The sequence below is a fragment of the Paenibacillus sp. J22FR5 genome (assembly GCF_059691975.1).
Genome location: NZ_JCAUAN010000012.1, coordinates 150447 through 164666 on the forward strand (window position 1 = coordinate 150447; position 14220 = coordinate 164666).

Genomic DNA, 14220 nt, shown 5'->3' on the forward strand with positions numbered 1-14220 from the left:
ATGAAAACACTTATTTAGCAGAAGCTAATGCTAACACAACTTTGTTCTGGCGAAACCATAAAGCATTCTGCTTACAGAGCCAGGTTTCTTGCGAAAACTTTTAGCTCATGCTTATGAAGTCAGTTGGATATGATCAGTTTTATACTAAAATGAAGCTTATGAAGCCAGTTTTCTGGCGAAAACTTAGAGGAGGCGTACATAGTGACAAAATACATTTTCGTTACGGGAGGCGTAGTTTCATCCCTTGGCAAAGGAATTACCGCAGCTTCCTTAGGAAGACTGCTCAAGAACAGAGGTTTGAAAGTTACGATCCAGAAGTTCGATCCCTACATTAACGTGGACCCAGGAACAATGAGTCCTTACCAGCACGGAGAAGTTTTCGTAACCGATGATGGTGCAGAAACGGATTTGGATTTAGGCCATTATGAGCGTTTTATCGACATTAACTTATCCAAAAGCTCGAACGTGACATCAGGTAAAGTCTACTCCTCCGTTATTACCAAAGAGCGCAGAGGCGAGTACCTTGGCGGCACTGTTCAGGTTATCCCGCACATTACCAATGAAATTAAAGAGCGTGTTATTCGCGCAGGTCGTGAAGCTGGGTCCGATGTGGTTATCACGGAAATTGGTGGCACTGTAGGTGATATCGAGAGCTTGCCGTTCCTGGAAGCGATTCGTCAAATGAAAAATGATATCGGCCGCGAGAACGTCATGTACATTCACGTTACGCTGATTCCTTATATCAAGGCAGCTGGCGAAGTCAAAACAAAACCAACGCAACATAGCGTTAAAGAACTACGTGGCCTTGGCATTCAACCGCATGTGATCGTATGTCGTACGGAGCATTCTTTGACAGAAGATATGAAGCGTAAACTAGCTTTGTTCTGTGACATCGATCCAGCGGCAGTTATTGAGTGTAAAGATGCAGAAACCCTTTATGAAGTACCGATGATGCTTCGTGAGCAAGGTCTTGATGATTATGTTGTAAATCATTTGAAACTTAACACGAATGAACCGGATATGAAGGAATGGGAAAGTCTCGTTCGCAAAGTGAAATCCTTGACGAAGAAGACTGAAATCGCAATCGTAGGTAAGTATGTTGCTCTTCATGATGCCTACCTTAGTATTGTGGAAGCATTAGGTCACGCAGGTATCGATAACGATTCCGAAATTGATATCCGCTGGGTCAATGCCGAAGATATCTATGATCATAACGTACATTCACTTCTCTCAGGCGTGCAAGGTATTCTGGTGCCAGGCGGATTTGGTGATCGCGGGATTGAAGGGAAAGTAGCAGCAATTCGTTATGCGCGTGAGAAAGAGATTCCTTTCTTCGGTATTTGTTTGGGTATGCAAGTGGCTGTTATCGAATACGCACGTTCTGTTTGCGGTTTGGATGGCGCGAATAGCTCCGAAATTAACCCTACAACGGCGTATCCAGTTATCGATCTATTGCCAGAGCAAAAGGACATTGAGAATCTAGGCGGCACTATGCGTTTAGGTCTATACCCTTGTAAGCTAGCTCCAGGCTCACTGGCTGCAACTACGTATAACGATGAGCTTGTTTACGAGAGACATCGTCACCGGTATGAGTTTAATAACGAATATCGTGAATTAATCGAATCCGCTGGCTTGCGTATTTCAGGTACATCACCAGATGGACGTTTGGTTGAAATGGTAGAACTTCCTGGTCACCCATGGTTCTTGGCTGTTCAATTCCACCCGGAATTTACATCCCGTCCGAACCGTCCTCAGCCGCTTTTCCGTGAGTTCGTGAAAGCAGCACAATCTATTTCTCGATAAAATTTACGTTGTTATTAGGAGGGGCGTCTCCTGATAATCAACTTTTATGTAAAACTTTTCAAAAAGCTCCTCGTTCTCGGAAGGAAAACGAAAATGAATAGCGAATACCTTGACTCATAGGATTGGAACTTGTTATTCGTTTTCGGGAGGGGACTTGGCTATGAAGAAAAAATTGTTGGTAGTGGATGATCAAAATGGAATTCGCGTACTCCTCATGGAAGTGTTCAGTAACGAAGGGTACGACACCTATCAAGCCTCCAATGGCAAGCTGGCCTTGGATATCGTGAGAAATGTTTCGCCTGATCTCATACTTTTAGATATGAAAATTCCGGGTATGGACGGACTTGATATTTTGAAACATGTCAAAGAAATTGATGTGTCTATCAAAGTCATTATGATGACGGCATATGGCGAACTTGATATGATCAAAGAAGCAACGGATCTAGGTGCGATTATGCATTTTACGAAGCCGTTTGATATTGATGAACTGCGATTGGCTGTTAATATGCAATTAAATAATGAATCAAGCAGTGGTTTTGCCGTAGGATCCTAGTTATAGGGTCTTTTTTTGTTGTGGAAAAGTAAAGGCTTGGTTATCATTTGAAAAGTTATGTGCTATAATAACTCAGGTATGACAGAGAGCGGTATGCGCATCTACTAAAGAGGTTCTAGGAGGAAGAGAAACATGGCATTGGTTTCAATGAATGAATTTTTACCTAAGGCAAAAGCAAACAAGTTCGCGGTAGGGCAATTTAACATGAACAATCTTGAGTTCGCTCAAGCGATTGTTGAAGCTGCAATCGAACTAAAATCCCCGTTCATTTATGGTGTTAGCGAAGGCGCACTAAAATATATGGGTATCGAGTTTACTGTAGCTATTGCAGAAGCAGCAGCTAAGAAATCCGGTCTTCCAATCGCGCTGCACTTAGACCATGGTAGTTCGTTTGAAGTAGCAATGAAGTGTATCCGTGCAGGATTCAGCTCCGTTATGTTCGATGGTTCCCACTATTCTTTCGAAGAAAACATTCGTTTGACGAAAGAAGTTGTTAAAGCTGCTCGTGCAATGGGCGTATCCGTTGAGGGTGAACTTGGAACAATTGGTGGCGTTGAGGATGACATTTCCGTTGATGAAGAGCACGCTAACCTAGCAAAACCAGAAGAAGCAATCCGCTTCTACGAAGAAACAGGCGTTGATTGTTTGGCGATCGCAGTAGGTACTGCACACGGTATGTACGCTGGCGAGCCTAACATTCACTTTGATATTATCGAAGCAGTTTCCAAAGCAATCCCAGTTCCAGTTGTCTTGCACGGTGGATCTGGTGTTCCAGACGAAATGATTCGTAAATCCATCGCAGCAGGCGTTGGTAAAATTAACGTGAACACAGAGAATCAAGTAGCATGCACAGAGAACATCCGCGCAGCTCTGAACAAAGATGCTAAAATTTATGATCCTCGTAAATATCTAACCCCAGCTCGTAACGCTATGATCGAAGTAGTAAAATCCAAAATTCAATTGTTCGGAAGCAGCAACCAAGCTTAATTCCAAATTGTATAGACAGGGTAGGAAATGCTGTAATACACAGATGAATGGTCGACAATCGTTGCCATCTGTCTGTGTCATTACGGGCGTTTCCTTCTTCTATTTGTTGATAACAAAGTATGAGCTACATACTTTTGCTTCGCAGCAACCTTGACAAACGCGTTCATCCCAATGGGACGACGAAGTCGTTTGTTTTACCTCGCGCTTATTTATTTACTTCCTTATTTTGTGGATTTTCGTCGAATGCTTGTGGAATGAATAGGATTTGTTGATTAACGTTTGTGAGAAGGCACCTGGTTTAGGGGGAGAAGTATGTTGGAGAAATTAATGGTGGTCGGTGGACGCCCACTACGGGGAACTGTTCAAATTAGTGGAGCAAAGAATAGTGCAATTGCACTTATTCCTGCCGCAGTACTTGCAGAAACACCAGTAACGTTGGATAACCTTCCACATTTAAGTGATGTGGCTATATATACAGAAATTTTGACTGATTTAGGCGCAACGATCGATTGGAACGAAGATCGGATGACCATTGATCCAAGCCAAATGAAATCCCTTGCGATGCCGAATGGCAAAGTGAAGAAACTGCGGGCATCGTATTATTTGATGGGGGCTCTATTGGGAAGATTTGGGGAGGCAACGATTGGCCTTCCAGGCGGGTGCAATTTTGAGCCGCGTCCGATTGATTTGCATATTAAAGGGTTTGAAGCTTTAGGCGCTGTGGTAAGCAACGAAAACGGAGCACTTCATATTCGTGCGAAGGAACTGCGCGGGGCTAAGATTTATTTGGATATGGCAAGTGTTGGCGCAACCATTAATATCATGTTGGCGGCTTCACGCGCTAAAGGGTTAACAACAATTGAAAATGCGGCGAAAGAGCCTGAAATTATAGATGTGGCAACACTTTTGAATTCGATGGGTGCGAAAATTAAGGGTGCTGGTACAGATACTATTCGTATCGAAGGGGTATCTGAACTCCATGGCTGCCGTCATTCCATTATCCCAGACCGCATTCAAGCAGGAACGTATATGATTGCTGCTGCAGCGACGCGCGGTGATGTTACGGTAGATAATGTGATTCCCAAGCATTTGGAGGCACTTACGGCAAAGCTGCAAGAGATGGGTGTGCATGTCTACGAAATGGATGAATCCATTCGCATTGTAGGTCAGCCCATTTATGAAAGCGTAGATGTGAAAGCATTAATTTACCCAGGGTTTGCAACGGATCTGCAATCTCCTATGGCTAGCTTACTTTGCCAAGCCAAAGGTGTGAGTATATTAACGGATCATGTATATAGCAATCGTTTTAAGCATATCCCAGAGCTTATACGCATGGGCGCAAAGATGAAGGTGGAAGGACGTTCTGCCATCATTGAGGGCTCACAATTGAGCTCGGCGAAAGTAAGAGCAACAGATTTGCGTGCAGGAGCTTCTCTGGTCATCGCTGGCCTAAGCGTTATGACAGGCGGGGTTACTGAAGTATCTGGCGTGGAATTTATCGATCGCGGATACGAGAATTTAGTATTTAATCTATCTTCTCTAGGTGCGGAAGTTTGGCGCGAGAACGAGGAATAAAGTACCATACAACAGGCAATGCTAGAATCCAATTGAAAATTTAATAGTTTGGTGGTTGAAACATGAGCATGCAGCTTGCTGAGCTTGAAGTACTCAAGCTTACTGAATTATATAAACTAGCTAAGAAACATCAGATCCCATATTACGGTACGCTGAAGAAAAAAGAACTCATTTTTGCCATTTTACGTGCACAAGCTGCAGAGAGCGGATTAATGTTCATGCAAGGTGTTCTGGAAATTTTGCAGGAAGGGTTTGGATTCTTACGTCCAATTAACTATCTTCCCAGCTCAGAGGATATCTATATTTCAGCTTCTCAAATTCGGAAGTTTGATCTGCGCTCAGGAGATATCGTGTCCGGTAAATGCCGTCCGCCGAAGGAAAATGAACGTTACTTCGGGCTTCTTCAGGTGGAAGCAGTCAACGGTGAGAAGCCGGAGACAGCTGCAGAACGTTTACATTTCCCGGCATTGACGCCTCTTTACCCAGATACGCGAATTACACTTGAGACGGAGCCTAACAAGATCTCCATGCGAATCATGGACTTGCTTGCGCCTGTAGGTCTTGGTCAGCGTGGTCTTGTCGTGGCGCCTCCTAAAGCGGGTAAGACGTTGTTGCTCAAAGAAATTGCGAATAGTATCTCTACGAATTATCCAGACATTGAGCTATTCGTTCTCTTGATCGATGAGCGTCCCGAGGAAGTTACGGATATGCAGCGCTCGGTCAAAGGCGAAGTTGTCGCTTCAACGTTCGATGAGCTTCCAGAGAATCACATTAAAGTTGCTGAACTTGTTTTAGAACGCGCTATGCGTCTAGTTGAACATAAAAAAGATGTTGTTATCCTTTTGGATAGTATTACGCGCTTAGCAAGAGCGTACAACCTCGTCGTTCCGCCTACTGGCCGGACCTTATCCGGTGGTATTGACCCCGCGGCATTTCATCGCCCTAAGCGTTTTTTCGGAGCTGCTCGTAACATTGAAGAAGGTGGCAGCTTAACCATTCTAGCTACAGCACTCGTCGAAACTGGCTCACGTATGGATGATGTCATTTATGAGGAATTTAAAGGGACGGGCAATCTAGAGCTTCACCTTGATCGTAAAATGGCAGAACGTCGTATTTTCCCTGCGATCGACATCCGTCGATCAGGAACTCGTCGTGAGGAAGCACTTCTTAGCAAAGATGAGCTTGAGAAAGTATGGGCACTGCGCAAAGGCATGAACGATTCGCACGAGTACACCGAAGCCTTCATTAAGAAGCTTGCGGACACGAAGACGAATCAAGAGTTTTTGGACTCCCTGGCGTCCCCATCTGCTGGATCTCCATCAGTAGCTAACAAAGGGAAAGTCAAAAACTCAGCATCTTAAGCTTTAGTACAAAGAGGAGTACCGTTATGAACTTGGTCTATTCAGACTCACAAGGAAATGTATTTGATCATCCCGATTTCTTGGCCCTGGGCCGGAATGCAGAGATGATTACCGAAATATTAGATGAAGAACTGATCCCTCTTCCTGAGGGATCGACACTCGTTAGCCTTCCTTTCACTCGTCCAGTCGGCATTGATGCTGCAACGGGCGAGATGAAGCTGGTTGAGGGGGATTATCATGCTGTCGGAGCGTTGCTCCCGCAAGGCTTCACGAGACTTCTTCTCCCTGGGTATGTGAAATCCGATAAAACGAAGGCACTGCCTTTGTTTGGTTACACGGCTGTCGTGTGGAAAGAAGACGGCTTCTACGTAGCCGCGCGGCTTACAGATAATCCATACTTCTGGAATCCGATTCATTGTGACCCAGATGAGCTTGAGGTGGAAGTGAAACGATTGGTTGCCAAGTATCCGGAGAACCGCTTGTACGCCCATTTATCCAACTGTGCGCTTGGCTACGAATGCTTGACTGCTTCGAACACATTTTTGCAACGCTGGGAAGGGGCTGTCCCGGTTTCGTACTCCTGCAATGCAGGATGCTTCGGATGCATCTCCGAGCAGCCAGATGAGAGTGGGTTTGTTGCTCCGCAAACGCGGATGAACTTCAAACCGAAGGTCGAAGAGATTACAGAGATTATGCTTGAGCATCTGAAGACGCCGGAGAGTATCATCTCCTTCGGACAGGGCTGCGAAGGGGAACCGAGTACGCAGGCAGTTATTATTATTGATGCCATCAAGCGAGTGCGTGAGCATACGAAGATGGGCTACATCAATATCAATACGAATGCGGGCCTTACGGACCATATTCGCGGTATCGTCGACGCCGGACTTGATCTGATGCGTGTAAGTACGATCAGCGCCCTAGATGATCACTACAATGCTTATTACAAGCCAAGAGCGTACACGCTCAAAAATGTAGAGAAATCACTCCGTTATGCGACGGATAAAGGTGTCATCACATCGATTAACTATCTCGTATTCCCTGGTGTTACCGATCGAGAAGAAGAGATTGAAGCGATGATTGAATTTGTCCGTAGAACGGGATTGAAATTGATCCAATTGCGCAACCTTAATATTGATCCCGAGAGCTATTTAAGCATTATCCCTAAGGCTCAGGGTGAACTGCTGGGGATGAAACAAATGATCGAGATTTTCGAGCAAGAATTGCCGGATGTGGTGATCGGATCTTACTCCCATACACCGAAGTTTTACATGAGTGATCGTGCGCTTACGACGGTGCTATAAACACTCCTTGATGGAAGGTTTAACCGGTCGATTTCCGTTGCATCCAGACTTGTGAGTATGCTACAATACAATAGTACGTCCATTAACTCTGTTTCAGCAAATGATTCAGGGCGGAAAGAGGTGAACCAAATGAAAGCAGGAATTCATCCTACTTATCATGCAACCACAGTGACTTGCGCTTGTGGTAATGTGTTCGAAACGGGTTCAATCAAGCCAAATCTTCGTGTTGAGATTTGCTCCAATTGCCATCCTTTCTACACGGGTAAACAAAAGTTTATCGATGTAGGCGGCCGTGTCGACAAGTTCAAAAAGAAATACGGAATCTAATTGGCATCATTTGCTTGATCGCCAATCAGCATAAGACATCCTCCCTTGGTCATCCTAAGCTTAGGCTTAGAGTCCAATGGGAGGTGTTTTTATGTTCAAGGGTTTAGTTAAGTTTACGGGGGCTGTTATCCTTCTCGCAAGCATAGTAGGTTGTGGCATGTGGTCGGGTAACAACAAATCGGATACAACTAAAGTGCAGAATTATAAACAGGATGGCATGCTAGGAATTACGAGTGTGAATCCGAACAATCCAATGAACCCGACCTATCATCATTACGAGGATGATACGAATCTGATGAAGGCTGTGCTTGCTCAGCTGTCAGGCATAGAGAAAACCAATATCGCAATCAATGGACCTTCAGCCAACGTGAAAATTAAACCACAAGCTTCTTTGACAGCGGCCCAAGTAGAGGAACTGCGGTCACAAGCTCAAATGGCATTAGAAACGAATATGCCGCGTTATAAAATACATGTAAGAATGGATCGCTAAGTGTGTAGTGAAGTTAACAGGTAGATTTTCCCCTCAGGTTGCTATTTGGCAGTGAATCAGCTATACTATTTTTACTGTGCTAGACGGGGAGGTAGCGGTGCCCTGTAACTCGCAATCCGCTGTAGCGAGGTTGAATTCCTGTTAGCGGTACTGTGATGTGAGGTCTGGCTCTTACACGTGGTGTTGAGAGTTGGGTCCTTCGCAATGGATGCTCATGAACCCGGTCAGGTCTGGAAGGAAGCAGCCGTAAGTGAGATGTTCCATGTGCCGAGGGGTTGCCTGATTTGAGCCAACGATAAGAGTTCGCTTGTATCACTTTATCAATAACAGGTGCACGGTGTTATCATAACGTATATGAATGAACACATAACCCAAAACGCCATGATCATGGCGTTTTTTATTTTACTCATTGCAGGGAAAATATGACTTTAGAGAGAATCTTTATACAAACTTATATACGCGCTGATACCGCACGATGTTTAATAAGAGAAAGTGAAGGAGCTGTTGACATGCCCATTCATGAGCCTCAAATGTACTCGGTATCCATAGATGATCTAAGAAAGTTATTCAACCATAGTATACAAACAGGTATGTTAATGGTGGATGAAGATGAGAAACTTATCCAAGCGACGGATCAGGTGTTAAAGGTTTCAGGTTATTCGGCGGATGAAATCGCTGGTGTTGCGTTCCCTCAATTTTTTAATGTGAGGGCTTCTTTGCGTGAGTTGTACGAGTTTCATTTTAGGAATGAAATGGATGTAGGTGAGTGGCCACACGGCTTTTTAAAAGGGAAAAATGGTGAGATGGTCTACTTTCAATTCTCGATGCTACGGCTTCAGCATGGGAATAAATTCATATATCTGTTGTCTTTGAGAAATAAAGAAGAAGGCAAAGGATTAAATTTGCTGCAACGCTTTTCAGATGCCTTTTTGAAGGATATCAATTTAGGTGTTTTATTAATTAATATGGATTATCGACTTGCCGACGTCAGTGATCGTGCCTGCCAAATGCTTGCCATGGAGAGAGAACATATTCTCAATAAATCGCTGGATGAGATTTTTGCTACAGTTCCCAGTCAGCATCAGCTTGTGCAGCGAACGATTTTAAATGGAGCCATTGTGCGCAATCATGCTGTTTCATGGACGAATAATCAAGAACGGTTTGAACTTTTGCTTGACTCTAGCGTGCTAAAAGATAGTCAAGGGAGTATCGTGGGGGCTTATGTGATTTTCAAGGATGTCACGAATATGCGCTCACTGGAACAAATGGTCTGGCGGAGTGATCGTCTAGCGATGATTGGGCAAATTGCCGCAGGGACGGCGCATGAGATACGTAATCCGTTAACATCCATCAAAGGCTTCTTGCAGATGTTGCGGCGCACGTTCGGTGATCGTGGTATGGGTAAAGAGCAAAACTTCACGGATGTGATGCTGGGAGAAATTGATCGGATTAATGCATTGGTGAATGAGTTTCTGATGCTGAGTAAGCCCAAACATGTGTCCTATGAGCGTATTTATGTGACGGATGTATTGCGTGGCATGGTGCCGATTATACAAAGTGAGGCGATCCTCTATAATGTTCAACTCCATTATGAGGCTTCGGCCCACGTCCCTGAAGTGATTGCGGATAATGAGCTACTGAAGCAGGTGTTCTTGAATGTATGCAAAAATGGGATTGAAGCCATGCCCGACGGTGGGGTTTTGACGATTTTGGAACGAGTGGACACGATTGAACGTAATGTGTGTGTGGATATTCATGACACAGGCTCAGGAATCCCGATGTTCGTCGTTGATAAAATATTTGACCCCTTCTTTACAACGAAGGATACAGGTACTGGACTCGGGCTCTCTGTATGTCAAAGAATTATTCATGATATGGGAGGGACGATTCGTGTAGCCTCCAAAGGCTATGGGACGACATTCACGATAACGATTCCCTATACATGATCCTCTATTTCATCCCTCGGAGCGTTATAGTATAATGGATTCAGTCAATCCACGCAGGATTATTGGAGAGGAACACTATGGCACACATTGCTTTGTATCGTACGTGGAGATCGCAGACGTTTCAAGATGTTGTCGGACAGAGGCATATCACACAAACACTGCAGAATTCTTTACGGGAAAATCGCCTAACTCATGCTTATTTGTTTAACGGGCCCCGTGGAACGGGTAAAACAAGTACGGCCAAAATATTAGCCAAAGCTATCAATTGCTTAAACGGCCCCTCCGAAGAGCCGTGCAACCAATGCTCTGCCTGTGAGCGTATCACGGAAGGCGTTGTGATGGACGTTGTAGAGATCGATGCAGCTTCCAATCGCGGTGTTGAAGAGATTCGGGATATTCGGGATAAAGTCAAATATGCTCCGACCGAAGTAAGGCAGAAAGTGTACATTATCGATGAAGTGCATATGCTTACGACAGAAGCATTCAATGCCTTATTGAAGACACTGGAAGAGCCGCCAGCGCACGTAATGTTTATTTTGGCGACAACAGAGCCTCATAAAATTCCCGCAACAATTATTTCCCGCTGTCAACGCTTCGACTTCCGTCGCGTTTCCATGGAAGATGAGGTGGGGCGTCTACAGTATGTTTGTGATCAAGAGCGAATTTCTATTGATAAGGAAGCTCTTCACTATATAGCAAGACTATCCGATGGTGGGATGCGGGATGCCTTAAGTCTGCTGGATCAGGCTGCGTCATTTGCGACGGGAGAGATTCAGCTCGCAGATATCTTGTCAATTACAGGCGGCATCGCTTCCGATCAATTTAAGAAACTCGTCACCAATATTAAAGAACAGAATCTTGGTGCCGCACTAGAACTGATTGATACCTTCATGCAAGAAGGGAAAAGTGCAGACAAGTGTATCGAGAATTTGATTCACTACTTCCGTGATTTGCTGATGGTGCGCATGGTGCCGAATTCACCTGTGATTGCCGAGCGCGTATTTGATATGGTAGAGCTTAAGGAGATTGCGAATCACTTCACGCCAAGTGAAATGATGAGTATGATTGAGACGCTGAACCACTATCAGAGTGAGATGAAATACTCGGTACAGCCGCAGACCTTGCTTGAAATTGCCGTTATGAAAATCAGCGGTGGCCATCGTGGGACTGAAGGTAGTTCGGTTGTTCGTTCTTTGGAGGAAGCTGGAGGGCGCGCACCGCAAGGTGATCTTTTCGCTCAGATGACCCAAAGAATGAAACAACTTGAAGATCAGCTAGCAGTACTGGTAAAATCGGGAGTGACAGTCGCTTCAGGAGATAGTGCTAAGCAAGCGCCTGCGGCGAAAGTTGTTGCCTCGGCACCATCTAAGAAATCGGGGCTTAAACTGGATCCTTATTTGAAGGCTTCCGAAAGTCCAGAGACGAAGAACGCGCTGATGAAGTGGAGTCAAGTGCTAGGTGATGTTAAAGAGAAGAAAATTACCGTTCATGCTTGGTTTGTAAATGGTGATCTGGTAGCGATGCTAGATGATGTTGTGCTTGTTGCTTTCAAGAATGATATGCATCGCAATACAACGGAAAAACCAGAGAATAAAGTCATCATCGAACAAGTTCTTTCTTCTGTTTTTGGTAAACCGATGCGTTTGTTGACCTTGATGCGTAAGGAATGGGATGATGCGAAGAGTGAAGCAACGCACGCCCCGCCTGAAGAGATGGAACTAGTGGCTGAGGATGGTCGCGGAAACGCGGTCAAAGAAGAATGGATTTCTGAAGCCATCCAATTGTTTGGCGAAGATCTAGTAACAATTAAAGAAGACTAAATACAAGGGAGCGACCTATTATGAATAACATGAACCAAATGATGAAGCAAGTGAAGAAAATGCAAGAGCAAATGATGAAGGCACAAGAAGAACTAGGAACCAAAATGATCGAAGGAACAGCTGGTGGCGGTGTGGTAACTTGTATCATTAACGGGCACAAGAAAGTACAAAGCATCACGATTAAACCTGAAGCGGTTGATCCAGAGGATGTTGAAATGCTGCAAGATCTCGTACTAACAGCTGTTAATGATGCTATGTCCAAAGCGGAAGAAATCGCTAACAAAGATATGGGTAAATTCACAGGCGGTATGAATATCCCTGGTTTGTTCTAAGACAACGAAGACCCAACGATTCTGTACCATGAAGGAGTACTTCCTTTGTATTACCCCGAACCGATAGCCAAATTAATCGATGCCTTCTCCCGATTGCCGGGCGTAGGTCCCAAGACAGCGGGCCGCTTAGCCTTTCACGTGCTTCGAATGAAAGAAGAGGACGTGATCGACTTCGCGAAGTCGCTTGTTAATGTAAAGCGGAACCTGCATTATTGCTCCGTTTGCTGCAATATCACGGATGTGGATCCTTGTCGTATTTGTCAGGATAAAAGCCGTGATAATTCCGTCATCTGTGTGGTACAGGAGCCAAAGGACTTGGTTGCGCTAGAGCGCACCAAAGAATTTGAAGGCTATTATCATGTGCTGCATGGGGCAATTTCCCCGATGGAGGGCATTGGTCCTGATCAAATTCATATCGCTGAATTACTCAAACGTTTGGGTGACGAGACGGTGCAGGAATTGATTTTGGCCACGAATCCGAACATTGAGGGCGAAGCCACAGCGATGTACTTATCTAGACTGATCAAACCGTTTGGGTTGCGTGTCACGCGGATTGCGCATGGCCTCCCAGTCGGTGGAGATTTGGAATATGCGGATGAGGTAACCTTGTCCAAGGCAATGGAAGGTCGCAGGGAATTATAAAACATACCTGTTAAGGAGAGCTGAGGAGCTCTCTTTTTTTGTTCACCCATTTCTGATAAATAAAAAGAGCGGTAGCAGTTCTGAAAACTCCATGATCCCCATATGTATAGATCAACCCAATTGTGGGAGGAATGGAGGTTTGCCTATGAAACCGGCTCTATTAGGCATGCGTGGATTTAAGAGTCCGCGAGCGAAGACTATTCAAGAAGAACTGAAACAGGACAAGATCATGTTGATTCAGGAGATACGAACTGCGCATCAGACTTGGGTCGCGGCACAAGCTCACTTTGATTTTGCATTGGACAAGGATCAAATCGACTATACGATCTACGCGATGGAAGCAGCGGAGAAGAGATTTGAAATGCTTATCAAACAAGCTAAGAAACTAGGGATAAGCCTGATTGACAGCGATCGATTAATGGAGGTGTAAAACGTGATACTCAAATATGCCATTTGGGGGGTGCTGATACTCTCCTCTCTCATGTTAGTGTTGATTGTATTTCGAAGCCGTAGCGGTAGCAGACTAGTAGCTTCTCTGGGCTTAAATGTGGTAGTTGCAGCTTTTCTTCTATACATATTGAATTTGTTGAGTTCCTATACGCATGTAGATCTACCCATTAATACGGCAACCTTGGGGACGGCAACTGTTTTGGGGATCCCTGGTGTGATACTCTTGCTCGGTGTGAAATTAGCCTTACTCTAAATGTAAATATAATACATCTGCAATTGGGTTGACTCGACTGCGGCATCTGTGTTATCTTATAAAAGTTGCCGCTGAGACATGCGGAAATACAAAAGTAACTTAAGAAAAAGAAGTTGCAAAACAAAAGTAACTATGGTATATTGATGTTCCGGCTTTCGAGAGAGAGCAGGGAAGACAAGCCAATTGATCTTTGAAAACTGAACAACGAGTGAGTAAGGACGAACGAGAAATCGTTCAAAAAAGAGATTGCAAAATCTCGCTAGCAACGTAAATGAGCAATTAAGCTTTCAGATATACGGACAAGCAATTGTCCACTATTATGGAGAGTTTGATCCTGGCTCAGGACGAACGCTGGCGGCGTGCCTAATACATGCAAGTCG

14 protein-coding genes, 1 rRNA gene and 1 other RNA gene are annotated in these 14220 nt (G+C 44.6%); all 16 read left to right on the forward strand.

The window, feature by feature from the left end:
* Nucleotides 1-201: 201 nt before the first annotated feature.
* A complete protein-coding gene (gene pyrG, locus AC58P7_RS17445) occupies nucleotides 202-1803 on the forward strand; it encodes a CTP synthase (protein ID WP_497344997.1) in 1602 nt (533 codons plus the stop codon).
* A gap of 160 nt (nucleotides 1804-1963) precedes the next feature.
* The gene (locus AC58P7_RS17450; protein ID WP_497344999.1) at nucleotides 1964-2356 is read left to right on the forward strand and encodes a response regulator; all 393 of its coding nucleotides are present in this window, start codon (nucleotides 1964-1966) and stop codon (nucleotides 2354-2356) included.
* 132 nt (nucleotides 2357-2488) lie between these two features.
* Nucleotides 2489-3343, forward strand: coding sequence for a class II fructose-1,6-bisphosphate aldolase (gene fba / locus AC58P7_RS17455; RefSeq protein WP_056831204.1), 855 nt, complete (start codon nucleotides 2489-2491; stop codon nucleotides 3341-3343).
* Nucleotides 3344-3658: 315 nt separating this feature from the next.
* Nucleotides 3659-4918, forward strand: a complete 1260-nt coding sequence (murA, locus tag AC58P7_RS17460) for a UDP-N-acetylglucosamine 1-carboxyvinyltransferase (protein WP_497345023.1) — start codon at nucleotides 3659-3661, stop codon at nucleotides 4916-4918.
* Between the two features lie 62 nt (nucleotides 4919-4980).
* A complete protein-coding gene (gene rho, locus AC58P7_RS17465; RefSeq protein ID WP_497345001.1) occupies nucleotides 4981-6279 on the forward strand; it encodes a transcription termination factor Rho in 1299 nt (432 codons plus the stop codon).
* A 26-nt stretch (nucleotides 6280-6305) separates the two neighbouring features.
* Nucleotides 6306-7580 carry a radical SAM family protein gene (locus tag AC58P7_RS17470; RefSeq protein ID WP_497345003.1) on the forward strand — a complete coding sequence of 425 codons (1275 nt, stop codon included), beginning with the start codon at nucleotides 6306-6308 and terminating at the stop codon, nucleotides 7578-7580.
* Nucleotides 7581-7709: 129 nt separating this feature from the next.
* The gene (gene rpmE, locus AC58P7_RS17475) at nucleotides 7710-7907 is read left to right on the forward strand and encodes a 50S ribosomal protein L31 (RefSeq protein ID WP_056621960.1); all 198 of its coding nucleotides are present in this window, start codon (nucleotides 7710-7712) and stop codon (nucleotides 7905-7907) included.
* A gap of 91 nt (nucleotides 7908-7998) precedes the next feature.
* On the forward strand, nucleotides 7999-8397 hold the full coding sequence (locus AC58P7_RS17480; protein ID WP_497345005.1) for a hypothetical protein: 399 nt from the start codon (nucleotides 7999-8001) through the stop codon (nucleotides 8395-8397).
* Between the two features lie 74 nt (nucleotides 8398-8471).
* Nucleotides 8472-8735: signal recognition particle sRNA large type (gene ffs / locus AC58P7_RS17485), an RNA gene on the forward strand.
* 171 nt (nucleotides 8736-8906) lie between these two features.
* Nucleotides 8907-10343, forward strand: coding sequence for an ATP-binding protein (locus tag AC58P7_RS17490; RefSeq protein ID WP_497345007.1), 1437 nt, complete (start codon nucleotides 8907-8909; stop codon nucleotides 10341-10343).
* Between the two features lie 77 nt (nucleotides 10344-10420).
* Nucleotides 10421-12163, forward strand: a complete 1743-nt coding sequence (gene dnaX, locus AC58P7_RS17495; RefSeq protein WP_497345009.1) for a DNA polymerase III subunit gamma/tau — start codon at nucleotides 10421-10423, stop codon at nucleotides 12161-12163.
* A 20-nt stretch (nucleotides 12164-12183) separates the two neighbouring features.
* Nucleotides 12184-12495, forward strand: a complete 312-nt coding sequence (locus AC58P7_RS17500) for a YbaB/EbfC family nucleoid-associated protein (protein ID WP_310501899.1) — start codon at nucleotides 12184-12186, stop codon at nucleotides 12493-12495.
* A 45-nt stretch (nucleotides 12496-12540) separates the two neighbouring features.
* On the forward strand, nucleotides 12541-13137 hold the full coding sequence (gene recR, locus AC58P7_RS17505; RefSeq protein WP_056621953.1) for a recombination mediator RecR: 597 nt from the start codon (nucleotides 12541-12543) through the stop codon (nucleotides 13135-13137).
* Between the two features lie 145 nt (nucleotides 13138-13282).
* Complete coding sequence (locus tag AC58P7_RS17510) at nucleotides 13283-13567, forward strand: DUF2508 family protein (RefSeq protein WP_497345011.1); 285 nt, start codon at nucleotides 13283-13285, stop codon at nucleotides 13565-13567.
* Between the two features lie 51 nt (nucleotides 13568-13618).
* Nucleotides 13619-13840 carry a pro-sigmaK processing inhibitor BofA family protein gene (locus AC58P7_RS17515; protein WP_497345013.1) on the forward strand — a complete coding sequence of 74 codons (222 nt, stop codon included), beginning with the start codon at nucleotides 13619-13621 and terminating at the stop codon, nucleotides 13838-13840.
* A gap of 316 nt (nucleotides 13841-14156) precedes the next feature.
* A 16S ribosomal RNA gene (locus tag AC58P7_RS17520) occupies nucleotides 14157-14220 on the forward strand; the annotation flags it as partial.

What these genes read in the sequence shown, in the direction of transcription:
- AC58P7_RS17450 (WP_497344999.1), top strand. Translation starts at nt 1,964, where the DNA reads ATGAAGAAAAAATTGTTGGTAGTGGATGATCAAAATGGAATTCGCGTA.
- fba (WP_056831204.1), top strand. Translation starts at nt 2,489, where the DNA reads ATGGCATTGGTTTCAATGAATGAATTTTTACCTAAGGCAAAAGCAAAC.
- rho (WP_497345001.1), top strand. Translation starts at nt 4,981, where the DNA reads ATGAGCATGCAGCTTGCTGAGCTTGAAGTACTCAAGCTTACTGAATTA.
- AC58P7_RS17470 (WP_497345003.1), top strand. Translation starts at nt 6,306, where the DNA reads ATGAACTTGGTCTATTCAGACTCACAAGGAAATGTATTTGATCATCCC.
- rpmE (WP_056621960.1), top strand. Translation starts at nt 7,710, where the DNA reads ATGAAAGCAGGAATTCATCCTACTTATCATGCAACCACAGTGACTTGC.
- AC58P7_RS17480 (WP_497345005.1), top strand. Translation starts at nt 7,999, where the DNA reads ATGTTCAAGGGTTTAGTTAAGTTTACGGGGGCTGTTATCCTTCTCGCA.
- AC58P7_RS17490 (WP_497345007.1), top strand. Translation starts at nt 8,907, where the DNA reads ATGCCCATTCATGAGCCTCAAATGTACTCGGTATCCATAGATGATCTA.
- dnaX (WP_497345009.1), top strand. Translation starts at nt 10,421, where the DNA reads ATGGCACACATTGCTTTGTATCGTACGTGGAGATCGCAGACGTTTCAA.
- AC58P7_RS17500 (WP_310501899.1), top strand. Translation starts at nt 12,184, where the DNA reads ATGAATAACATGAACCAAATGATGAAGCAAGTGAAGAAAATGCAAGAG.
- AC58P7_RS17510 (WP_497345011.1), top strand. Translation starts at nt 13,283, where the DNA reads ATGAAACCGGCTCTATTAGGCATGCGTGGATTTAAGAGTCCGCGAGCG.
- AC58P7_RS17515 (WP_497345013.1), top strand. Translation starts at nt 13,619, where the DNA reads ATGTTAGTGTTGATTGTATTTCGAAGCCGTAGCGGTAGCAGACTAGTA.